The sequence below is a fragment of the uncultured Sphingomonas sp. genome (assembly GCF_913777625.1).
In the GTDB taxonomy this organism is placed as follows: Bacteria; Pseudomonadota; Alphaproteobacteria; order Sphingomonadales; family Sphingomonadaceae; genus Sphingomonas.
Genome location: NZ_CAJYTI010000023.1, coordinates 12,210 through 34,584, shown reverse-complemented (window position 1 = coordinate 34,584; position 22,375 = coordinate 12,210). Strand labels below are relative to the sequence as shown.

At 69.3% G+C, this 22,375-nt stretch carries 16 protein-coding genes; 6 read left to right on the top strand and 10 right to left on the bottom strand.

The annotated features are described in order from the left end of the window. The first annotated feature begins 146 nt into the window (after window positions 1–146). Window positions 147–2,597 (top strand): TonB-dependent receptor, encoded by a 2,451-nt coding sequence (locus QZ814_RS12965; RefSeq protein WP_294332852.1) that lies wholly within the window; start codon window positions 147–149, stop codon window positions 2,595–2,597. A 176-nt stretch (window positions 2,598–2,773) separates the two neighbouring features. On the opposite strand, the gene QZ814_RS12960 is transcribed toward QZ814_RS12965, so the two are convergent. The 4 genes from QZ814_RS12960 to QZ814_RS12945 are packed head-to-tail and all read right to left on the bottom strand — an operon-like array spanning window position 2,774 to window position 9,196. After that, window positions 2,774–5,842, bottom strand: a complete 3,069-nt coding sequence (locus QZ814_RS12960) for an efflux RND transporter permease subunit (protein WP_294332851.1) — start codon at window positions 5,840–5,842, stop codon at window positions 2,774–2,776. Continuing rightward, on the bottom strand, window positions 5,842–6,816 hold the full coding sequence (locus QZ814_RS12955) for a hypothetical protein (RefSeq protein WP_294332850.1): 975 nt from the start codon (window positions 6,814–6,816) through the stop codon (window positions 5,842–5,844). Before QZ814_RS12955 ends, QZ814_RS12960 begins: the two co-directional genes overlap by 1 nt. Beyond that, a complete protein-coding gene (locus QZ814_RS12950; RefSeq protein ID WP_294332849.1) occupies window positions 6,813–8,213 on the bottom strand; it encodes a TolC family protein in 1,401 nt (466 codons plus the stop codon). The genes QZ814_RS12955 and QZ814_RS12950 overlap by 4 nt, the downstream gene beginning before the upstream one ends. Then, the gene (locus QZ814_RS12945) at window positions 8,210–9,196 is read right to left on the bottom strand and encodes a YncE family protein (RefSeq protein WP_294332848.1); all 987 of its coding nucleotides are present in this window, start codon (window positions 9,194–9,196) and stop codon (window positions 8,210–8,212) included. The genes QZ814_RS12950 and QZ814_RS12945 overlap by 4 nt, the downstream gene beginning before the upstream one ends. A 145-nt stretch (window positions 9,197–9,341) precedes the next feature. Between QZ814_RS12945 and QZ814_RS12940 the strand changes: the two genes are divergently transcribed. The 3 genes from QZ814_RS12940 to QZ814_RS12930 all read left to right on the top strand — a co-directional run bounded on the left by QZ814_RS12940 (window position 9,342) and on the right by QZ814_RS12930 (window position 11,611). Next, window positions 9,342–10,019 carry a response regulator transcription factor gene (locus QZ814_RS12940; RefSeq protein ID WP_294332847.1) on the top strand — a complete coding sequence of 226 codons (678 nt, stop codon included), beginning with the start codon at window positions 9,342–9,344 and terminating at the stop codon, window positions 10,017–10,019. Next, entirely contained in the window at window positions 10,012–11,325 is a 1,314-nt protein-coding gene (locus QZ814_RS12935) for a HAMP domain-containing sensor histidine kinase (protein WP_294332846.1), read from the top strand. Before QZ814_RS12940 ends, QZ814_RS12935 begins: the two co-directional genes overlap by 8 nt. Window positions 11,326–11,413: 88 nt before the next feature. Continuing rightward, window positions 11,414–11,611 (top strand): hypothetical protein, encoded by a 198-nt coding sequence (locus QZ814_RS12930; RefSeq protein ID WP_294332845.1) that lies wholly within the window; start codon window positions 11,414–11,416, stop codon window positions 11,609–11,611. Window positions 11,612–11,614: 3 nt separating this feature from the next. Here the strand turns inward: QZ814_RS12930 and QZ814_RS12925 are convergent, their stop codons facing one another. The 3 genes from QZ814_RS12925 to QZ814_RS12915 form a co-directional block, all read right to left on the bottom strand. Beyond that, on the bottom strand, window positions 11,615–13,033 hold the full coding sequence (locus tag QZ814_RS12925) for a glucoamylase family protein (RefSeq protein ID WP_294332844.1): 1,419 nt from the start codon (window positions 13,031–13,033) through the stop codon (window positions 11,615–11,617). A gap of 62 nt (window positions 13,034–13,095) precedes the next feature. After that, entirely contained in the window at window positions 13,096–16,122 is a 3,027-nt protein-coding gene (locus tag QZ814_RS12920; RefSeq protein WP_294332843.1) for a TonB-dependent receptor, read from the bottom strand. Between the two features lie 8 nt (window positions 16,123–16,130). Next, window positions 16,131–17,159 (bottom strand): LacI family DNA-binding transcriptional regulator, encoded by a 1,029-nt coding sequence (locus tag QZ814_RS12915; RefSeq protein ID WP_294332842.1) that lies wholly within the window; start codon window positions 17,157–17,159, stop codon window positions 16,131–16,133. Window positions 17,160–17,314: 155 nt separating this feature from the next. Here QZ814_RS12915 and QZ814_RS12910 point away from each other — a divergent pair, with 155 nt between their 5' ends. Continuing rightward, window positions 17,315–19,603 (top strand): glycoside hydrolase family 3 N-terminal domain-containing protein, encoded by a 2,289-nt coding sequence (locus tag QZ814_RS12910; RefSeq protein ID WP_294332841.1) that lies wholly within the window; start codon window positions 17,315–17,317, stop codon window positions 19,601–19,603. A gap of 50 nt (window positions 19,604–19,653) precedes the next feature. Here QZ814_RS12910 and QZ814_RS12905 read toward each other — a convergent pair whose 3' ends face one another. The 3 genes from QZ814_RS12905 to QZ814_RS12895 all read right to left on the bottom strand — a co-directional run bounded on the left by QZ814_RS12905 (window position 19,654) and on the right by QZ814_RS12895 (window position 21,843). Beyond that, window positions 19,654–20,988, bottom strand: a complete 1,335-nt coding sequence (locus QZ814_RS12905) for an MFS transporter (RefSeq protein WP_294332840.1) — start codon at window positions 20,986–20,988, stop codon at window positions 19,654–19,656. Between the two features lie 5 nt (window positions 20,989–20,993). Then, window positions 20,994–21,302: a UBP-type zinc finger domain-containing protein gene (locus QZ814_RS12900; RefSeq protein ID WP_294332839.1), complete on the bottom strand. Its 309-nt coding sequence runs from the start codon at window positions 21,300–21,302 to the stop codon at window positions 20,994–20,996. A 121-nt stretch (window positions 21,303–21,423) separates the two neighbouring features. After that, a complete protein-coding gene (locus QZ814_RS12895; protein WP_294332837.1) occupies window positions 21,424–21,843 on the bottom strand; it encodes a DoxX family protein in 420 nt (139 codons plus the stop codon). A 216-nt stretch (window positions 21,844–22,059) separates the two neighbouring features. Between QZ814_RS12895 and QZ814_RS12890 the strand changes: the two genes are divergently transcribed. Next, window positions 22,060–22,374 (top strand): hypothetical protein, encoded by a 315-nt coding sequence (locus QZ814_RS12890; protein ID WP_294332836.1) that lies wholly within the window; start codon window positions 22,060–22,062, stop codon window positions 22,372–22,374. Window position 22,375: the final 1 nt, after the last annotated feature.

Sequence of the window (22,375 nt, the reverse complement as noted above, 5' to 3'; positions counted from 1 at the left end):
AAGGGGAAGCATCGATGATTGCCAGCGCTCTGGCGGCGGCCGCGCATGCGGATCGCCGCGCGCGGTCGCGCGCCCATGGTGTCCGCCTCGCAGCGGCGGAACGGCCGTGCCCAGCCCATGAACTTCAGCCGATGATGAGGAAGACCATGAAACTGCTTTCGTCGCGCGCCGCCCTGCTTGCCGCAGGCGCGATCCTGCTTCCGGCCCTTGCCCATGCGGACCCGGACAAGAACCCGCCCGCACCACCTGCCGACCAGACCAGCAGCGCCAACCAGGCGGGCCAGGCGAACGACAAGCAGTCGCTCACGTCCTCGGACATCATCGTCACCGGGTCGCGCACGGCGGAAGCCGCGCCGCTGACCGTGTCGCTCGCCACCACCCAGCCGCAATCGGCGGTAGGCCGCGACTATATCGATCACGCGATCCCGACCGCGGACTTCAACACGCTGGTGCTGCTGACGCCGGGCGTGTCGCTGTCGGGCGCGGGCAACGGCTTCGGCTTTTCCGAGACCAAGGTGACGATCCGCGGCTTCCAGGACGGCGAATACAACGTCACCTACGATTCGATTCCCTTCGCCGACACCAACAACCCGACGCACCACTCCACCGCCTTCTTCCCCTCGAATACGATCGAGACGGTGGTGGTCGATCGTGGCCCCGGCAACGCCAGCCAGCTCGGCCAGGCGACCTATGGCGGCAACGTCAATCTCTACTCGCGCGCGGTGAGCGACACGGCCGGCGGCCAAGCCGAGGCGATTCTCGGCAACTGGAACAGCTTCATCGGCCGGGCCGAGGTGCAGAGCGGCCGGATCGAGAAGCTGGGCGGCGCGCGCTTCGTGCTGGCCGGCCAGTATCTCGAATCCGATGGCGCGCTGACTTGGTCGCCGGTGGGCTCCAAGAACCTGTTCGGCAAGGCGGTAGTGCCGATCGGCACGGCCAACACGCTGACGGTGATGAGCAGCTGGAACCGCAACTTCTACTATCAGTCGGACGTGCTGAAGGGCGCGAGCTGCGGCAGCGCGACCAAGGGCGTGACGGGCTTCGCCAACGCGGCGCTGGGCACCGACGGCCAGCCGCTTACCCAGCTGACCGGCGAGAACTGTGCGGCGACCTCGCAGATCGGCGTCTATGGCAGGAATTACGGGATGGGCAACGATCCCACCCAGCAGGATTATTGGCGCTACAATCGCACCGACAAGACGACCGACTTCTCCTATCTGCGCCTGCAGACCCAGCTCGGCAGCGGCGTGTCGATGGACAATCGCGCGTACATGTACGGCTACACCAACAACACGCTGTCCGGGAACACCGGCACGGTGGTGACCGGCTTCACCGGCGCGGGCACCGCGGCCTCGCCCTACAAGGCGGTGAACGGCCCGGCGACTGATATCCTGGGCTACAACAAGCTGAACAAGTACCGCGTGTTCGGCTATATCGGCCAGGTCGATTACGACTTCGGCTTGGGCAAGCTGCGGGTCGGCGGCTGGTACGAATATGCCGTGACCGACCGGCACAATTTCGATCTCGATCGCACCACCGGCCTGCCGAGCTTCAACGAGAAGTTCAACAACGGCAGCGGCACCGCCGCCGCCAATGCGCTGCCGCCGATTTCCCAGGCGAACATCAACTTCGTCCAGCATTCGACCTGGAACCAGTATCAGCTGTTCGGCGAGCTGGAGATCCGGCCGGTCGACGGGGTGTCGATCACCCCGGGCGTGAAATATGTCCACTTCACCCGCGGCGTCGACGCGGCGCTCAACCAGAAGACGCGCGCGCCGCTCGACACCAGCGCGACCTGGACCAAGACGCTGCCCTTCCTCACCGCCAACTGGCGGGTGACGCCCAGCTGGTCCTTCTACGGCCAATATGCCCAGGGCATGTATGTGCCGGACCTGTCGAGCTTCTATTCGGCTTCGGGCAGCCTTTCGACCGCGCTGGATGCACTCAAGCCGCAGACCACGACCAACTATCAGGTCGGCACCGTCTGGCACGGCGCCAAGGTGTCGCTGGACGCCGATGCCTATATCATCGACGTCAACAACAAGATCGGCACCTGCACCACGGTGGGCTGCGACACGACGCTGCTCGTGAACATCGGCCGGGTGCACTACAAGGGCGTCGAGGGCGGCGCGAGCGTGATGCCGGTGCATGGGCTGACGCTGTTCGCCAACGGCTCGTACAACTATGCGCACAGCGTGCAGACCGACGCGCAGATCGCCAAGGCACCGTTCACCACGGCGGCGGCGGGCTTCGTCTACGCCAAGAACGGCTTCCGCCTGTCGTTCGACCAGAAGATCACCGGCCCGCAATATGCCACCGAATTCAGCGGCGCGCCGGGACCGCGGCTCTATCGCATCCGCCCCTATGGCATCGGCACCGCCTCGGTGAGCCAGGACATCGGCCAGCATCTTCGGCTTGGGGCAACCGTTTCGAACGTGTTCAACAGCCGGGCGATCACCGCGATCGCGAACAGCGGCTCGGGCGCGCCGACGACGACGGTCAGCGGGACCAGCTATCAGACCGGCTATGGCCAGGGCGACCAGTTCAGCTTCCTGCCGCCGCGCTCGTTCCTGGTCGACATGCGGGTGAAGTTCTGAGGGCTTTCAATCCCCTCCCCTTCAGGCGCATCAGGCCGGCCATGCCCCCGGCATGGCCTGAACAGCGCGGGGCGCTGTTCACCTGATGCGGGGTTGGGGTGGGGCAGAGTCTCGCAGAGACCAACGTGCGTTCTGGCATCCCTCCACCCCCAACCCCTCCTCCGAGGAGGAGGGGCCTAGTCTGCGGATCTCCGCCACCGCCACATCAGCGCGGGCAGCAGCAGTAGCGTCAGCACCAGCGAGCTGAACAGCCCGCCGAGGATCACCACCGCCATCGGCCCCTGCACCTCACGTCCGGCCTGGCCGCTCTCCAGCGCGAGCGGCAGCAGGCCGAAGGCGGTGATCAGGGCGGTCATCAGGATCGGCGTCACCCGCTCCCGCACCGCGCGGAGCAGCGTCTCGGTGTTCCAGGCAGCGCCTTGCTGATCGACCAAATGATCGGCATGGGCGACCAGCAGGATCGCGTTGCGCGCCGAAATCCCGAACAGTGTCACGAAGCCGACCAAGGCGCCGAGCGACAGCACGCCGCCGCCCAGCGCCACCGCGGCCACCCCGCCCGCCATCGCCAGCGGCATGCCGGCGAGGATGAGCAGCGCCGGCCTCACCCCGCGAAAGGCGAGGATCAGCAGCGCGACGATCGCCATCGCCGCCAGCGCGACATGGCCGGCCAGCTGCCGCGCCGCTGCCGCCTGCGCCTCGGCTGCCCCGCCCCAGGAAAGATAGACCCCCGGCGGCAGCGTCAGCCCCGCCGCCTTGGCGCGCGCCGCGGCGACGAAGCCGGAGACGTCGGCCGAGCGGACATTGGCCGTCACTACCTGCCGCCGCTGGCCGCCTTCGTGCGCGATCGTGGTGCGGCCTTCCTCCAGCCCGATCGTGGCGATCTGCTCGAGCGGCACGGCCTGGTCGGCAGCGCCGCGCACCAGCATCGCGCCGATCGCCTCGGGATCCTGCCGCAATGCCGTCGGCACGGTGATGACGGCGGGTACGATGCGATCGGCAAGCGTGAGCTGGCCCGCCGGCACGCCCTCGAACACCGCCTCGATCGCCTGGGCAGCCCCGGCGGGATCGATCCCGCGCACCGCCATCCGCTGGGCATCCAGCGCGACGCGGAGCACCGGCGTTCCCGGTTGCAGCTTCACCTGCACATCGGCAGCCCCCGGCGTGGCGCGGAGCACCCCCGCGACCGCGCCGGCGACGCGATCGAGCGTGTCGAGATCGGCACCCATCACGCTTACCGACACCGCGGCGGTCTCGCCCGAGAGGGACTCGCCGATGCGGTCGCCGAGGAAGGTGGTGACTTCGCTCTGCACCGCCGGCACCTTGGCCAGCAGCGCGCGGATCCTGCCCAGCGCGGCATCCTCGCCTGCGCCGCTCACCGGTTTCAGCCGGACATGGAATTCGGCGCGGTTGGGGCCCCAGGTGTCCTCGCCCGCCTCGGCGCGGCCGATCTGTTCCTCGACGCTCAGCACCTCCGGCAGCGCCAGCAGCGCGCGCGAGACGCCGGTGCCGGTGCGCCGCATCCAGTCGAGCGAGGCGCCGGCGGGGCCGGTCAGCTGCAGCACATAATGGCGCTCGCGGAACGCCGGCAGCAGCTCGCCGCCGAACTGCGCCGCGACCAGCAGCGCCGCGACGCCGATCCCCGCGGTGGCCAGCGCGATCGCCGCCGGAAAGCGCAGCAGCCGTCCCGTGGCGCGGCCGTGCCAGTCCTTGAAGCGGGTGAGCAGCCGCGGCTCGGCATGCGGCGTGCCGCGCCCGAGCAACAGCAGGGCCAGCGCCGGCGTTACCGTCATCGCCACCACCAGCGAGGCCAGCGTCGCCAGCAGGAAAGCCAGCGCGAGCGGGGCGAAGAAGGCGCCCTGCAGCCCGGTGAGGAACAGGATCGGCAGGATGGTCAGCGCCAGCACGAAGGTGGCGTAGACCACCGGCCCGCGCACCTCGACCGAGGCCTCGGCGATCAGCGCGCGGCGATCGGCGCCCTCGGGCGCCTCGCGCAGGCGGCGGACGATATTCTCGATGTCGACGATCGCATCGTCGATCACCACGCCCAGCGCGACCGCCAGGCCGCCCAGCGTCATCGTGTTGATCGTCTGGCCGGCCCAATCGAGGATCATCAGCGCGGCGAGCAGCGACAGCGGGATCGAGAGGAAGGTGATCGCCGCCACGCGCAGGTCGCGCAGGAACAGCAGCAGCACCAGCGCGATCATCGCCGCGCCGATCAGCAGGTCGCGTTCGATGCCGGCCAGTGCCGTCTCGATGAAATTGGCCGGGCGGTGCATCGCCGGATAGACGGTGACGCCCTGTGCCTTGAGCGCGGGCATCAGCTCGGCCAGCGCGGCCTCGGCGGTGCGGGTGGTGTCGAGCGTGTTGGCGCCATATTGGCTGGAGAGCGTCATCAGCACGCCCGACCGGCCCATGATCAGCGCATCGCCGAACGCAGGCGCGGGGGCTTCCACCACGTCGGCCACGTCGCCGATCCGCAGGCCGCCGCCGGTGCTGCCGGCGGTGAGGACGGTATTGGCGATGGCGGCCGGGGTCAGGCTGCCGGTGTCCGGCGCGATCAGGATGCGCTGGTTGGGCGTCTCGGCAAAGCCGCCGCCGTTGATCGCGAGCACTCGCTGCGTCGCCGCCGCGACATCGGCGATGGTGACGTGCCGCGCAACCAGATCGGCGGGGCGGACGCGCACCTCGATCCGTCGCCGGTCGCCGCCGAACACATTGGCGCGGGCGACGCCGGGGGCGGCGATCAGGCGGGGGCGCACGGTCCACTGGACGAGGTCGCGCAGCGCCATCGGGCTCAGCCGGTCGGTGACGAAGCCGATCTTGAGCAGGTCCATCGTCGAGGAGGTGAGCGGGGTGATCACCGGCGTGCCGACATTGGCGGGGAGCTGGCTGCGCGCGTCGGCCAGCGCTTCGGCCACCTGCTGCCGAGCGCGGAACGGGTCGATCCCGGCCTTGAAGGTGATGGTGAGCACCGAGAGGCCCTGGATCGTTTCGGAGCGCACCGTCTCGACGCCGTTGGTGCCGCCGACGATCGCCTCGATCGGGCGCGTGACGAGTGTCTCCACCTGCTCGGCGACATAGCCGGGCGCTTCGGTCTGCACCGTCGCCTGAGGCGGCACGAATTCGGGGAAGACGTCATAGGCGGCGTGGCGCACCGTCTGCACGCCGAGCACCAGCAGCAGTGCCGAGAGAAAGACGATGAGCCAGGGGAAGCGTAGTGCCTGGCGGACGATCCAGTGCAGCATCAGTCGGCTTCCGCCGGAACGGGCGCGCGTTCGAGGCCGAGCAGCGTGGTCGCGCCCGACACGACGATCCTGTCGCCGGGCTTCAGCGGGCCGCCGGGCACGAACCACCCGCCGTCGAGCGGCACCGCACCGCTGAGTGCCACGCGGATGAAGCGACCGTCCTTCGCCGGGCGATAGACGAACATGCCGCCATCGGCCCGCATCAGCGCGGCGCGCGGGACGAGCACGCCGCTTTGTCCAATGCTGCCAAGCTGGGCGGCCAGGACGCGGCCGACACCGAGCTGCGCCGCCTGGGGACCGCGCACCAGCGCCAGCACGCCTGCGGATTGCAGCTGGGCATCCGCCGCCACGGCGGGGCCAAGGATCTGTGCGGTGACGCCCATATCGCCGACGCGGAGAGTGCCGCCGGCGGGCAGCGTGCTGCTGGTCGAGTCGATGCGGAGCAAGGCGGCCTGGCCGGTGGCTGCCTGCCGGACAAGCATCGAGATACCGTTGCAGCCGATCCGCTCCAGCCCCGCACCGAAATCGAGGCCGATCTTGCGACAGGCGAGTGCGAGGCGCGCACGGTCGGCGACAAGCTGCGCGCGCGCCGTCTCGACGTCGCGCTGCGCGGCGCTCTGGTCCGCACCGGCGAGCGCGGTCAGCCGCTCGAGCTGGCGCGCCGACGCTGCCACCGCAGCCCGCGCCGTTTCCGCGTCTGCAGCAAGGGCGGCGAGCGGGCTGAGGTCGATCGCCCGGGCATAGGCGGTGCGGCCGCCGCTGGCGCTTGCTGCGGCAACCGGCACTATCACGATTCCGGCGGCGCGCTGCGCCTCGGCATCCAGCACCGGCCCGGCTGCCGGCGCGGCAGCCTCGGCGGCGGGCTTCTTCTCGTCCCGTTCGGCATTGTCCTTGTCGGGCATCGCAACCCACATCAGCAACGCGCCCAGCGCCGCGCTGCCCAGCGCCAGCGCGCCGGCAGTTCCACCCTTCATCGTACGTCCTCCAGCCGGTCCGGCCTGATCCTGGTTTCCGGCCCCTCGATCGGGCGCCGCAATGCATTCTCGAGCGCGGCCTCGGCGGTCTGCACCCGTGCCAGCAGATCGAGCGCATTGAGCCGGGCGGTCTGTGCCGCGATCTGCGCATCGACCCAGTCGGCGCGAGCGATCTGGCCGCGCGACAGCCTGGCCTCGGCCTGCGCTGCGGCGGCATCGAGTTGCGGCAGTTCGCTAGTCTGTAACCGGGTGAGCGCCACCATCGCGGCGCGACGTTCGACCAGCGCGGCGTCGATCTCGGCCTGCGCGGTCGTGAGCACCGTGTCGATCGCCGCCGCCGCCTCGTCGCGCTTGGCGAGCGCAGTGCGGATCGCGGCACGGTTGCGATCAAAGCTCGGCAGGGCGAGGTTGATCGCCAGCGGCAGCTTCACCAGGCCGCGCTCCCAGGTATAGCCGGGGCCCAGGCTGATCGTCGGATATTGCCGGGCGATCTCCAGCCGGACATCGGCGTCGGTCTGGTCGTAGGTGGCGAGCGCGCGCAGCACGTCGGCGCGGGCGGTGACCGCCTGAAGCCGCAGCGCCGGGGTGATCGTCACCGCCGGCTCGGCCGATGGTCTGTCGAATTCCGGCCAGACCATCGGCTGGTCGGCCAAGGCGGCAACCGGCACCGCCAGCAGCCCCGCGATCGCTGCACGCGCGGCGATCTGGCGACTGCGCGCATCCTCGGTCGCGCGCCGCTCCTGCGCCTGGAGCGCGCGATAGGGGGAGAGCGATGCCCCCGGAATAGCGCCGGCCTGTGCCTGGCGTTCGAGCGCGGCGATCTGGCGGGCGTGCAGAGTAGCGATCGCCTCGCCCGCCGCCACCTGCCGCGCGGCGATCGCGCCGTCGATCAACGCGCGGCGCAGCGCCATCCGCTCGCTCCACACGGTCTCGGCATAATCGTCGCGGGCGATCAGCACGGCGAGGTCGGCCCGGTCGAGCCGAGCCTGGCGCTGCTGCCCGCGATCAAGCGGCAGGTTTGCCGCGCCGCCGAGCAGCCAGGGCGAGCTCGCCGAGGGATCATGGGCGTATTCGGTGCTGAGCGTGAAGGTCGGCCCCACCGCATGGCGGCTCGAGCGTGCTTCCGCCGCCGCGGTGGCGATTGCGGCGCGGGCCTGGGCGATCTTCGGGTCGCGCGTCAGCAGCGCCGCGAACAGGGCGAGCCGGTCGAGCCCCGCGGGGGCGGCATCGGGGGCGATTCGCCGTGCGTCGGCCTGGATCGCCGCCGGATCGAATTGTGCGGCGGCCAATGCCTGCGCGCGCTCCCCCAGGATGACCGGGGCCGGCTGGTAGCGCATGCACCCCGCAAGCAGCGCCAGCGCCGGCAGGGTGCAGCCAAGGGTGTGTCGTGCGTTCACGCCGGCCGCACGGTCAGGACATGGAAGCTGCCGGACAGCGGCACCGGCCGGTCGGTATCGGGCACAGGCACGGCGAAGCGGGCGGTGGGCAGATAGAGCGCGCCGCTGTGGGGATCGAGCGCGCCGGTTCGTGCGCCCACTTCGGTCTTTACCCGGCCGATCCGGCGCACCGCGCCGGGCGCGCGCAGCGAGAGCAGATCGAGCGTCCCGTCGCGGCCACAGGGGATGAAGGCGAAGCCACGCGCCGCATCGACGATCACCGCGTCGGGGCCGCCGCCGATATCGATGAGCGCGGTAAGGCGCCGGCTTGCGAGGCTGACCACGGCCGCCTTGCGGTTGGCGCAGGCGCTGATCAGGCGGCCGTTCTTCGCATCGAGCCCGAGCCCGGTCGGGCCGTCGCAGCCCGGCAGCGCGATCGGCGCCAGCGCCTTGCCCGCGGCAAGGTCGATCACCTCGACGGCGTTCGCCTCTTCGTTGTTCGCATAGAGCCGGTTGCCGACCAGCACGACCGATTCGAGCCCCGGCCGCACCGTGATGGTGCGGACGAGCTTGGCGGCGGCGGTATCGATTTCCGACACGCTGCCGTCCTTGGCGTTCATCACATAGGCGCGGCTGCGATCGGCGTTCAGCACTGCGGCATCGGGCTTCTTGCCGACCGCGATCCGGGCGCGCTCGGCGCCGCTGGCCTGGTCGAGAATGCGGACACTGGCGTCGTTGCCGCTGGTCGCCAGCAACCGGCCGCCGGGCAGCGGCAGCACGGCATGGGCCCTGGCGATCGTGCCGATCGAGCGCACGGTACCGTGAGCGAGATCCACCGCCGTCACGGCCTCCGCGCGCGCGACGAAGAGCATGTTCGTCGTCGGATCGACTTGGGCATAGTCCCAGCCGCCGTCGGGACCGGCAATGCTGCCGGAAAGCTTGTACTGCGGGGTAGTCGGAGCAGAAAGCGCAAGCAGGGCGATCGCGGAAACGAGGCGCAGCATGAGATCGGTTCTCCAGGAAGCGGGCGCCGTCTATTTGCCGAGATCGTAGGAAGCCTGCCACCGGCGGCGGCTACATTGGGAAAATATAATGCGCGGGCGAACCGGCCTCGCGCTAGAGGACAGGCCAGGGAGCCCGCCACACCGCATGCGCCTGCTGATCGCCGAAGACGATGCCGAAACCGCCGCCTTTCTCGGCGCCGAGCTGCGCGTGCTGGGCCACGAGGTGGTGCATGCCGCCGATGGGGAAGCTGCACTGGCGATCGCGCTGGAAAGTGCTTTCGACCTGCTGCTCCTCGATCGCATGTTGCCCGCGCTGGACGGGATCAGCGTGCTGCGAGCACTCCGCGATGCGCAGGTCCGCACCCCCGTGCTGATGCTCACCGCGCTTGGCGGGATCGGCGACCGGGTGGAGGGACTGGACGCCGGCGCCGACGACTATCTGGTCAAGCCGTTCGCGATCGAGGAACTGATCGCGCGGTTGCACGCGCTTGGTCGCCGGCTCCAGCCCGATGCGGCGGCGATGCGACTGGCGGTGGGAGACGTGACGCTCGACCTTCTGCGCCGGGAGGCGGTGCGCGGCGGCCGCGCCATCCTGCTCCAGCCGCGCGAGTTCGCGCTGCTCGAGCAACTGATGCGCAATGCCGGTCGGGTGGTGACGCGGACGATGCTGCTCGAGCATGTCTGGGGCTTCACCTTCGACCCGACCACCAACATCGTCGAGAGCAACCTCAGCCGCCTGCGCGCCAAGCTCAACCATGGCTTCGATCGCGACCCGATCGAAACGGTCCGCGGCCTCGGCTACCGGATGCTCGGCGATGGCTGAGCGCCGGCTGAGCGCGGCCTATCGCATCGCCTTCCTGTACTCGGCGGCGTTCGCGACAGCGATGCTGATGCTCGGCATCGCCGTCTATTTCGCCGCCGATGCCGAGTTCCGCCGCACCCGCGACCAGGCGATCGCCGAGGAAGTGGCGACGCTGCTCAACGAAGGGCGGGGCGGCCATCTGGGCGAGGAGATCGCCTCGCGCGAGGCCGCCAAGGGCCCGCGCGCCTTCCTCTATGCGCTGTTCGATCGCAGCGGACGCCGGGTGGCGGGCTCCCTGGCGGTGTCCGCGCCTGCGCCGGGCTGGGGGCTGCTGACCTTTGTCGACCCCAGCGAAGGGGAGGACCATGCCCGCGCGCGCACGGTCGTGCTGGGCGACGGCGGCCGGTTGGTGGTCGCGGTCGATTCCGAGACGATCGAGCGGATCGACGCGACCGTCCTCACCCTGTTCGCCGCCGCCTTCGGCATCGTGCTGGTGCTGGGGTTGGCAGGCGCGCTGCTGCTCGGGCGGTATCTCCGCGGGCGGCTGCTGCCGATCCGCGACACCGCGCGCGCGATCATCGGTGGCGATCTCGCCGTGCGGGTGCCGATCGGTGTACGCGGCGACGAGTTCGACGAGGTGGCAAGCGGGCTCAACGCGATGCTCGACCGTATCGGTGCCCTCATGGCCAATCTGCGGCAGGTCTCCAGCGACGTCGCGCACGATCTCCGCACGCCGCTGCTGCGCTTGCGCAACCAGCTCGACCAAGTCGGGCAAGTGGAAGGCGCCGCCGAGCGGGCAATCGCGCTGGGAGACGAGCTGTTGCGGCTGTTCGGCGCTATCCTGCGGATCAGCGAGGTCGAAGGCGGCGGGCTGGTACGCGACTTTGTGGCGCTCGATCTGTCCGCGCTGGCGCTGGCGGTGGGCGAGACCTTCGAGGCGGCAATTGTCGATGGCGGGCGGAGCTTCGCGATCGAGGTGGCTCCCGGCGTCACGCGCGCCGGGCACCGCGAATTGCTGGCGCAGGCGCTCGCCAATCTGCTCGACAATGCGGTGGTCCATACGCCTGTCGGCACGCAGATTACCCTGCGCCTCACGGTGGAGGCGGAGGAAGTCGCGCTGGCCGTGGCGAATGGCGGGTCCGGGGTGGCGGCGGACGAAGTCGCGCGGTTGGCCCGCCGCTTCTATCGCGGCAGCGCGAGCCGGACGACGCCCGGCAATGGCCTGGGCCTCAGCCTGGTGCAGGCCGTGGCCGAACTGCATGGCGGGCAGCTGCACCTTGACGGGGAACGCGGCTTCGTGGCGACGCTCCGCCTGCCGCGCGGGTGACGTCATCCACAGCTTCTGTCGGGCGCCCGCTGGACAAGCCGGGCCCGCAGCGCATAGCGGGCGCCACATGCCAGTCATTGCTACCATCATGAATTCGAATACCGGCGAACCCATTCAGAAGATGACGTTCGGCCGCATGCCCAAGCCCTGGGCGTCCTTCACCCTCGCGAACGGCGAGCTGGTCCAGGCCAGCCGCGTCGACATCGGCAAGCCGGCGCCCGGCAAGGTGGTCGTGCCGGTCCATGTCTGGGTCAGCCCCAAGAAGACCGACCGGCAGGACGATTGACGCCTAGAGCCAGCCGCCCTTGAAGCCAGCGCGCTGCAGCCCGCGACGGATATGCGGGTTGCGGCGCATCACCTCCCAAACCAGGCCGCTGCGCAGATTCTCGATCATCAGCAGGATCGGCCCCTGGTCGATCCCCAGATGGTCGGCATCGACCCAGCCGATCCCCGGCACGATCTTGCCGTGCTTGAGCGGCGCCGCCGCACGGGTGAGGGTGGGGTTGAAGCTGTCGAGAAAGCCGTAGCGGCCATAGATGCCGCGCCCGTAACGGGCATGCATCGTCGCAACCGCCCGCGTCGCCAGCGCCGGCTCGAACGCGATCGAGCCGGCGGCCGCCGTCGGCGCCAGCGTGCCGTCGTCGCGATCTCCCGGACCCCGCGCGGAATAGCTGAAGAATTCCCGCTCCCTGCCGGCGATCCGCTGCTTGAAGTCGCCGGGACCGTCGCAGGCGGTGAGGCCCCAGACATCTTCGCCATAGCCTGCCCAGCCGCCCGGATTGGCAATGGCATAGGCGCGCTGCGCCCGCACCGCGCGGCGGCTATTCTCGAAATAGTCGATGCCTTTGGCGGCCATATAGGGGTCGCGGATGCCGCGAAAGTCGATCCAGCAATGGCTGTACTGGTGGATGAACAGCGGCGCGAACTGGAGGTGCGGCTCGCCCCATGTGTCGCGCCACTGCGCGTCGAAGCGGGCGGTCCAGGCGGCCCAGGTCTCGGGTGGCAGCGGATGGCTGGGGGAGCCCAGCGCCAGCACGTAGAGCAGCAGCCCTTCGTTGTAGATGTTCCAGTCCGAGGGGATGAAGCCGCTCTCCGGATGCCAGCCCATTGCGACGAAGGGCGGGCGCGGCGTGATCCAGGTCCAGTCAACCGCCGCGTAGACCTGGTCGGCAAGGGCGCGGATCTCGGCCTCCTGGGGATCGTCGGCATCGAACCAGCTCTGCGCGAACAGCACGCCGCCCAGCAGCAGCGCGGTGTCGATCGTCGACAGCTCGGCGCGGGCGAAGCGGCGGCCCTTGGTCACGCCGAGAAAGTGGTAGAAGAAGCCCTTGTAGCCGCTGGCATCGCTCTCGCCATTGCCCTGCGGTGCGGCGGCGAAGAAGCGCAGCGTGGCGAGGGTGCGCGTGCGGGCCTGCTCGCGGGTGATCCAGCCGTTGGTGACGCCGATCGGATAGGCGGTGAGCGCGAAGCCGACCGCGGCGATCGAGGCGAAGGAGGGGGTGGGCCAGCGATCGGGCGCCAGGCCGGTCTCGGGATCGGTGGTGTCCCAGAAATAGCGGAAGGTGCGTTCCTGCAGATCGCGGATCAGCGGGTCTGCCGCCGGCGCGGTGCCGGCGCTGCCGATGCGCGTGCCGGGCGTGGTGCACGCGCCGGTCAGCCCTGCGAGCGCAAGGGCACCGGAGCCGAGCAACTGCCTGCGATCCATCATCGAAAATCCTGAAAAAGCAGGGGCGGCACCCGATACGCGGTGCCGCCCCCAGAGGAGGGGTCTCAGAAAGAGTAGCCGACCGACAGCTTGACGGTGCGCGGCGGGTTGCCGCCGATGCTGGTGCCGACCTGGCGACCCCAGTCGGTCGAGTTGGGATCGTTGTTGAAGTCGACGAAGTTGTAGTCGTTGAACACGTTCAGCACGTCGACGCGGAAGCGCAGGCGGGTCTGGTCGCTGATGAAGTGGATCGGCACGTACTTGGTCAGCGCCAGGTCGAGCTGGCGCCGGCCCCAGCCGCCGCCCACGCCATCGGTGAAGCGGCCGACCAGCACGCGCTGGAACGGGTTCGCCTGGTCGATGAACGCCTTCTCATAGGCGGCCGATTCGACCTGGAACTTGGACGAAAGCGCGAAGCCCAGCGGCAGGTCGACGCTGCCCGCAATCACCAGGCGGTGGCGCGGCACGCCCGAGGACCGCAGCGTCGGATAGTCGTTGATCGAGGCGTAATCGAGCGAATAGACCTCGCCGAACTGCCGGTTCTCGCTGGCTTCGGTGAAGGTGTAGGTCGCGTCGATGCTCCACGGCGAGGCCGGGGTGTAGGTCTTGGTCACCTTGAAATAGGCCGCGTCCGAGGCGGTGCGCAGGCCGTTGGTGCCGAGGATGATCGCGCCATAGCCCGGGGGCGGGTCGCCGAACGGGGCCGAGGGCGTGTCGGTCGGGTTCGCCGGATCGTTGAAGAAGAAGCTGCCGTCCTTGCGGCGGTTGCCGAGCAGGAAGACGAAGCCGTTCTTGCTGGTGATGTGGGTATAGCCCACTTCGAGCCCGACCAGGTTGAACCGGCCGCGCAGCCCCAGGCTGAACTGGTCCGAATAGGGGACCTTGAGGTTGTTGTTGAGGAAGCGGAATTCGCGCCCGCCGCCGGTGGTGCCGGCGAGCAGCTGCTGGCGGCCCGCCGCGGTGAGGTAGATCGGGTTCCAGGCGACGCAGGTCGTGGAGGGCGTACAGGGGTTCTGCGAGTCCGCGCCGATGAAGTTGAAGCTGCGCGTCGGGAAGGCGCCCTGGCTGACCTCCTGCTGGAGGAAGTCGAACTGGTTGCGATCGTAGGAGCGGCCATAGCCGCCGAACATCGCGAACCGGCCCGCCTCGTCGAAGCGATAGGTAAAGCCGAGGCGCGGCTGCCAGGCGCCGGTGAACGTCTTCCGGTTGTGGCCGTTCGAGATGTAATCGTTGATGTTGTAGTCGGCGTTCACCAGGTTCGGATAGTTCGCCGGCGACACCGCGGTGATGTTCTCCTGGGTCGTCACATAGTTGAGATAGGCGGGCGTCCGCTCATAATCCCAGCGCAGGCCGAGGTTGAGGGTCAGGCGCGAGGTCACGTCCCAGTCGTCCTGCGCATAGACGCCGAACTGGAAGTTGTTCGAGCGCACGTCCGACGCGCCCGAGCTGCTCGGCGCGCCGAACTGGACGCGATAGGGGACCGCGTCGTTGAATCCGCCCTGGCTGAACGCGTTGATGTCGTAGGTGTAGAGCGGGTTGGTCAGGTTCTGCTCGAGCGATCGCAGCTTGATCCAGCTCGCCTTGGCGCCGACCTTGATGGTGTGGCCGTCAAAGCCGGTCCAGGTGAAGTCGTTCTGGACGGTCCAACCCTTCTGGCCCTTGTCCTGCTGGTTGCCGCCGGCACCGAACTGCAGCAGGTTGAACCTGCTGCGGTTGCCGTTGACCAGCGGGGTGGCCTGGAACAGCGTGGTGATGCCGCCCGTTGCCGGCGTCGGGGCCCAGCGCGTATCCTGGTAGGAGACGCGGAAGTCGTTGATCCAGCTGTCTTCGCTCCTCTGCCAACGCCCGGTGAAGCGCTTTTCCTCGACCTTGTTGAGCGTGGCGGTGCTCGCCGCGGCGAAGCCGGTGCCGATCTGGACGCCGGATTCCTTGCGATACTTGCCGGTGAACTCGATCAGGTCCTTGTCGCTCGGCTCGACGTCGATCTTGCCGAAATACAGGTCCTCGTTGAAGCGCTGTGAGAAGCTGCCGAAATATTGCTGATACTGGGTGGGCAGGCCGCTGATCGGGAAGCCGTTCTCCGGCCGTACGTCGTACGGGCTGTCGATCCGCTTGCCTTCATAGGTCAGGAAGAAGTGGGCGCGGTCCTTCACGATCGGGCCGCCGAGCGACAGGCCGAACTGCTTGTTGTTCGACTCGACCTTGTCGGTCTTGGTGGGGAACAGCTCGCTCGGCCGGCGGGCGCGCAAGTCCTGGTTGGTATAGTCGAGGAAGCCCTCGCCGTGGAATTCGTTGGTGCCGGACTTGGTGGCGGCGGTGATCGCCACCGAGCTCACCTGGTCGAACTCCGCCTTGTAGTTGGACGAGAGCACCTGATACTCGCCGATCGCGAGCTGCGGGAAGGGGTTGCCCGCCGAGCTGTCCTGCCCGGTGATGCCGTTCTTGAGGACGTAATCCTTCTGGCTGACGCCGTCGACGAACACGTTTACCGTGCGGCTGTCCTGCGCGCCGCCCTGGATGCGCGAGGAGCCGTCGGCGCTCTCAATGAAGCGGACGCCCGGCGCGAGATCGGCGAAGGCGAGGAAGTTGCGGTTGTTCTGCGGCAGCTGCTCGATCAGCCGCTGGGTGATGTTGATGCCGACCTGGCCGCCGTCGAGCGAGCGGAGGCGGTTGCCGGTCACCACGATCTCGTCGCCGCCCGCAGGCGCGGCGGCAGCACCGTCGGCTGGTGCAGCAGCGGTGTCGGCAGGCGTCGAGAGATCGAGGTCGAGGCCGGCATTCTGGCCGACGCGCAGGGTGAACGCGTCCGAATTGCGCGTGCCGTTCTGCAAGCGGATCTCCAGGCGATAGGTGCCCGGGCGCAGCGAGGCGAAATTGTAGGTGCCGTCGGCGCCGACCGTCGCCGAGCGGCGGATGCCGGTGGCGACCTCGATCGCGGTGACCTCCGTCACCGGATTGTCGGCGGGCGCGGTAATCGTGCCGCGGAGGGATGCCTGGCCAACCTGCGCCATGGCCGGCGCAGGGGCGAGCAGGGCACCGCTGCCCAGCACGGTCATGGTAAGCAATGCGGAACGCAATACAAACTTGGTCATGGTCACTCTCAATCTCCCCGGCGGATCGGGTTTTCTGTTGTGTTATCGGGTAGTGGGCGGGTCGATTCCCGCGCGATGACGACCGGCGCGCGCCATTCGAGCGTGTCGTCGTCGGCGCCGTCGATCAGTCCGGCGAGGCGCACCACGGCGCGCGCGCCGAATTCGGCGATGTCGATGCTGGCGGTGGTGAGCGCGGGCGAAATCATCCGGGTGAGCGGGATATTGTCGAACCCTGCCACCGCCACCTGCTCGGGCACCGCAATGCCCGCGCGCTTCAGCGCCATCAGCGCGCCGACCGCCATATTGTCGTTGGCGGCGAAGATCGCATCATAGGCGGCGCCTTCGGCCTGCAGCGTCGCGACCGCCTGGGTGCCGGTTTCCTCGTTGAAGTCGCCCTGCAGCACGCGCAGGTCGAGGCCGAGCCGCGCGCATGCCTCCCGGCAGCCGCGCAGGCGCTCCTGCGCGTCGATATTGGCCGCAGGTCCGGCGATATGGACGATGCGGCGGCACCCGCCGGCGGCGAGATGCTCGATCACCGCCACCGCGCCGGCAACGTTGTCGACACGAAGTTCGGGGCGCGCGCCGTCATGAGGCGGGCAGTTGACGAGCACCGAGGGCATGGTCCGCGGCAGATGCGCGAACAGCTCGTCCGAGGTGATCTGCGGTGCCATCACCACCAGCCCGTCGACCCGGCCGCGCATCGCCTGGAGCGCCGTGACGCCGCGATCGGCCTCGCCGTGCATCACCATTAGCAGCAGGTGGAGCCCGAGTTCGGAAGCCTGGCGGTCCATGCCGCGCAGCAGTTCGGAGAAGAATTCGCCGTGCAGATCGGGAACGACGACGCCGATCGTCGAGGAGCGGGCGAGACTGAGATGTCGCGCGCCGGCATGCGGGACATAGCCGAGCCGATCGGCCACCGCGCGGATATGGTCGCGCAGCTCCGGGCGGATGTTGGCCGCGCCGTTCAGCGCACGCGACACCGACGCGACCGATACCGCTGCTTCGCGCGCAACATCTCGGATCGTCGCATTCGGCATGGCGTGGTTGGTCCTCTCCCGATCCTCGGTCCGCGCCGTGCGTTTTGCAGGTGACGGCATGAACCTATTGATGTAACCGGTTACATGAAGCAAGGGTGACTTGCAACATGGATGATAGGGCGGCCGGAGGATGGTCGTGCTTAGGGAGGAAACGCGTGAAGGACGGCCAAATTTCCCGGCGTGCGGTATTGATCGGGGCGAGTGCCGCTGCGGCCTGGGCGGCGAGCCCGGCGCGGGCGATGCTGCTCCAGGCGGGGGCGCAAAAGCTGCCTGCCGCGGTCGAGTCGCTGCTCGCGACGATGACCGTCGAGGAAAAGGCCGGGCAGCTCACCCTGATGGCCGCGGCCTGGTCCGGCGGGGCGGCGGTGACGCTCAATCCGGCGGGCGCTTCGTCCAATTTCGACGGCCAGCTGGCCGAGGTCCGGGCCGGGCGGCTGACCGGCGTGTTCAACGGCAACGGCGCGGCGATGGCCAAGCGGATGCAGACCGTAGCGATGCGCGAATCGCGGCTCCGGATCCCGCTGCTGTTTGCCGCCGACGTGATCCACGGCTTCCGCACCGTCTTCCCGGTGCCGATGGGCGAGGCGGCCAGCTTCGATCCCGATCTCGCCGAGCGGACCGCCCGGGCAGCTGCGGTCGAGGCGGCGGCGGCGGGCATCGACTGGACCTTCGCGCCGATGGTCGACATCACCCGCGACGCCCGCTGGGGCCGCAGCGTGGAAGGTGCCGGCGAGGACGTGCTGCTCGGTAAGCTCATGGCGGCGGCCCGGGTGCGCGGTTTCCAGGGCGCGAAGGGGCTGGAGGCGGCCGACGCGGTCGCTGCCTGCGCCAAGCATTTCGCCGCCTATGGCGCGGTGGAGGCGGGGCTCGACTACAACACGGTCGACATCTCGGAACGGACGCTCCGCGAGATCTATTTCCCGCCCTTCCAGGCCGCGCTCGCGGCGGGGGCGCCGACGGTGATGGCCTCGTTCAACGAACTCTCGGGCATTCCCGCCACCGCCAATGAATGGCTGCTCACCCAAGTGCTGCGCCGCGAATGGGGCTTCGGCGGCGTCGTCGTCTCCGACTATACCGCCGACGAGGAGCTGATCGCGCACGGCTTCGCCGCCGATGCGCGCGAGGCGACGAAGCTGGCCTTCCTGGCCGGCGTCGACATGAGCATGCAGAGCGGCTTCTACATCAAGCACCTGCCGGACCTCGTCGCCAAGGGCGAGGTGCCGATGGCGCGGCTGGACGAGGCGGTGCGGCGGGTGCTGGCGCTCAAGGTGCAGCTCGGCCTGTTCGACGATCCGTTCCGCCGCATCGATCCGGCGCGGGAGAAGGCGCGGGTCCGCACCCGCGAACATCTGGCGCTCGCCCGCGAGGCGGGCGCGCGCTCGATCGTGATGCTCAAGAACGAGGGACAGCTGCTGCCGCTGCCGCGCTCGGGCAAGAAGATCGCGCTGATCGGCCCGTTCGCCGGCGGGCTGCACGACCAGATCGGGCCATGGAACGTCTATGGCACGGACAAGGAAGCGATCGATCTGGCGACCGGCGTCAAGGCGCTGGTTTCGGATCCGGCGCTGGTGAGCGTTACCGAAGGCGCCGGCCTCGACGGGCCGATCGCCGGTGGGATCGAGGCAGCGGTGGCGGCCGCGCGGGCGGCAGACGTGGTGGTGCTGGCGGTGGGCGAGCATGCCCGCATGTCCGGCGAGGCGCAGTCGCGCTCCGCGATCGTCGTGCCGCCGGCGCAGATGGCGCTGGCCGAAGCGGTGGCAGCGACCGGCAAGCCGATCGTCGTGCTGCTCCGCAACGGCCGCGCGCTGGCGCTGGAGGGCGCGGTGCGCAAGGCCCCGGCGATCCTGGTCACCTGGTTCCTCGGCTCGCAGGACGGTCCGGCGATCGCCGACGTGCTGTTCGGCGTCGTCGGCCCCTCGGCGCGGCTGCCGGTCTCCTTCCCGCAGGCGACCGGGCAGGAACCCTATCATTACGACCACAAGTCCACCGGCCGCCCCAACCCGGCGGGGCCGCTGCAGGAATACAAGACCCATTATCGCGAATTCCCGAACGAGGCGCTGTTCCCGTTCGGGCACGGGCTTACCTATGGGGAGATCGTCTACAGCGACCTCGACCTGGGCGGCGGCAAGCTGACGGCGGACGGCAAGCTCACGGTATCGGCGACGATTACGAACCGCGGGTCGCGCGCGGCCGAGGAAGTCGTCCAGCTCTACATTCGCGACGTAGCGGCGAGCGTCACTCGCCCGGTCCGCGAGCTGAAGGCGTTCCGCGGCGTGGCGCTGAAGCCGGGCGAGCGGAAGCGCGTCGAGTTCACGCTCACTCGCGCCGACCTGCTCTTCATCGGCCAGGCGATGAAGCCGACGGTCGAGCCTGGGACCTTCCGGCTGTGGATTGCCCCCTCGGCCGAGGCGGAGGGCGTTTCGGGCAGTTTTGCGCTGGTTTGAAGGCTAACGATTAGCAATAGCGCGTCCTTTCGCCCTGCGCGAAGGACGCGCTAGGCGATCGTCTCTCGCCGCAGCGGCAGCGCCACCACGGCCGCCAGTGCCGCGAGCAGCAGCAGTGCCGGTCCCGCCAGCATCAGCCAGCGGATCGCCGCCAGGCTTGCCGCGCCCTGCGGCGCGCCGGCGACGAAGCCATTGGCCTGGTAGATCGCGCCGATCGCGAAGCCGGCGGCCGCAAGCGCCGCCTTCTGGGCCAGCGCGAAGGTGCCGAAGGCGATGGCTTCGACGCGCACGCCGCTCCGCGCTGCGCCCCAGTCGACGCTGTCCGGCAGCAGCGTCCACGCCGCGAGGCCGAACCCGGCAAAGGCCACCTGCATGCCGAGCAGGAACAGTGTCGTCGCCGCCACCCCTGGCGCTGGGAGCAGTACGAAGCCGGCGGGCACGGCGAGCGCGAGCCCGCAGGCGATCAGCCAGGCACCCCGGGCGCCGGCGCGACGGGCGGCGATCGTCCACAGCGGGGTCGCGACGAGGCTGGCGAAGGCCATCGCGGCCAGCGCGCGCGGCCCGGCAGGGCCGTCGGCCAGGACATAGCGGAAATAATAGAGCACCGACTGGGTGGTCAGCGCCGCCGCCGCCGCACCGGCCGCGGCGGCCAGGTTGAGCGCCACGAACGCGCGGTTGCGGGCAAGCAGCGCCAGTGCCGGGCCGATGCGGGGGCGGGGCGCAGCAGCTGGCGGCGGACGGTGCTCCGGCACGCGCCAGGCGATCGCGAGCAGCGGCGGCACGCCGAGCGCGGCGAGCAGCGCGCTCGCCGCCGCATAGCTGCCGAACCGTGCCACGAGCGTCGGCAGGATGCCCGCGACCAGCGTCGCGGCGATCGCCCCGAAGATCATCCGCAGCCCGGCGATCAGCGCACGCTCGGCGCTGGTCCCGGCCAGCCGGGTGGTCCAGGCCGAATAGGGAATGTTGGTGAAAGCGTAGAGCGTGCGGAATGCGAGCTGCCCCGCCAGGGCGATGCCCCAGGCGCCGGCCGGAACGGTGAACATCGCGACGAAGCTGAGCCCGAGCGGCAACGCCCCCCAGCCGATCAGCCAGCGATAGGGCCGCCGCATCCGCTCGGCGACGACGCCCGCGACGAAATCGGCCACCCCGTCCCAGACCGCGCCGATCAGGAACAGCGAGCCGGCCAATGCCGGCGCCAGTCGCAGCGTGTCGATATAGAAGAACAGCAGGTAGAGATTGACTGCCTGCCAGTAGAGATTGAACGCAAAGTCGCCTGCGCCGAACAGCAGCATCGCGCTGCGGGCAGGGGGCGGCGGGTCGATCACGCCGGGAGAACCGGAAAGGCCATGGCTGCCGCTCTTAGCGCGCGGCGGCCGGCTGTCCATGCAGGTCAGAAGAAGCGGGGAATCGGCCCGATCTGCGGCGTCTGGTCCGGCAGGTCCACCTCGATGCCGTCGGCATAGCACCAGCCCCAGCCTTCGGGCGGGTCATAGCCTTCCATGATCGGATGGCCGGTCTCGTGGAAATGGGCGGTGGCGTGGCGGTTGGGCGACTGGTCGCAGCAGCCGACATGGCCGCATTCTCGGCACAGCCGCAGATGCACCCACCAGCTGCCGGTCTTGAGGCACTCCTCGCAGCCCTTGGCGCTGGGGGTTACCGCGCGGACCGTCTCGGCGTTCATGTGCGTGCAGCGGGTCATGGCGAGCTCCTCGCCTGCGTTTCTAGCGGAGCCCCGGCGGCTGGTCGCCTGTACGATGGATGGGGATGGCAAAAAGGGGCCGCACGACCGTGCGACCCCCTTTCATGCGACCGACGTCCGTTCAGCGGCGAGCGTCGATGCTCCAGCCGCCTGCCCCGAAGGCGACGATCTGCAGCAGGCCGCCGGCCATCGCGATGTTCTTGAAGAAATTGATGAACTGGTTCTGGTCGCCCAGCGCGGCGTGGAACGCGAGCGCCGTCGCCACCGAGAAGGCGGCCAGAATCGCGGCGACAATGCGGGTGCGATAGCCGAGGATCAGCGCGATGCTGCCGCCGAGCTCTACGAGCAGGGCGATGGCGAAGCCGAGCTGCGGCAGCGGCAGGCCCGACGAGGCGATATAGCCGATCGTCGCGGCAGGCGCGGCGAGCTTCGACAGGCCGCTGAGCAGGAAGATCGCCGCAATGCCGATCCGGCCGACCAGCGGCAGCGCCGACTGAACGTTGGTGGGGGTGGTGGCGGTGGGGAGGGGTGCGGTAGCCATGATGTGTCTCCGAGATAGGGCGGGGGCCGATCTGCTTCGCCTGGTGACCCGAACATGGTCCCGAGGGAGTGGCAGGTTAACTGGAATAAAATCGTCCCACATGTTCGAGGAATTAGAAAAGAGGCTATTCGATTTCCTCGAACGATAGCGTCGAAACTATCCGGCTGATCGGAATAGCGGTGCCGCGCTAGCAAGGGGCCAACACAGGAGGCTTCGATGGATCGTCACACCGCACCCCAGCTCAGCCAGATCGAATGGGCTGCCATATCGGTCGCGTTCCAGGACGCGGCGGACTGCGGCTGCAGCGCCCTTTCGGGTACCCGGTCCCCGTCGCTGCTCGGCCGCATTGCGGACACGCTGTTCGGTTTGCGGCGGCCGACCCCCCTCGCCAACCCGCGGCTGGAGGCTATCCGCCAGTTCGTCTGCATCACGCGGCGCCAGCGCACCCCTGCCGCCGATCTGGTGCCGATGCTGGCCGACCACGGCTTCAACCCCGCGCAGATCGAAGCGATCGCGCTGCTGGCAATCTGAG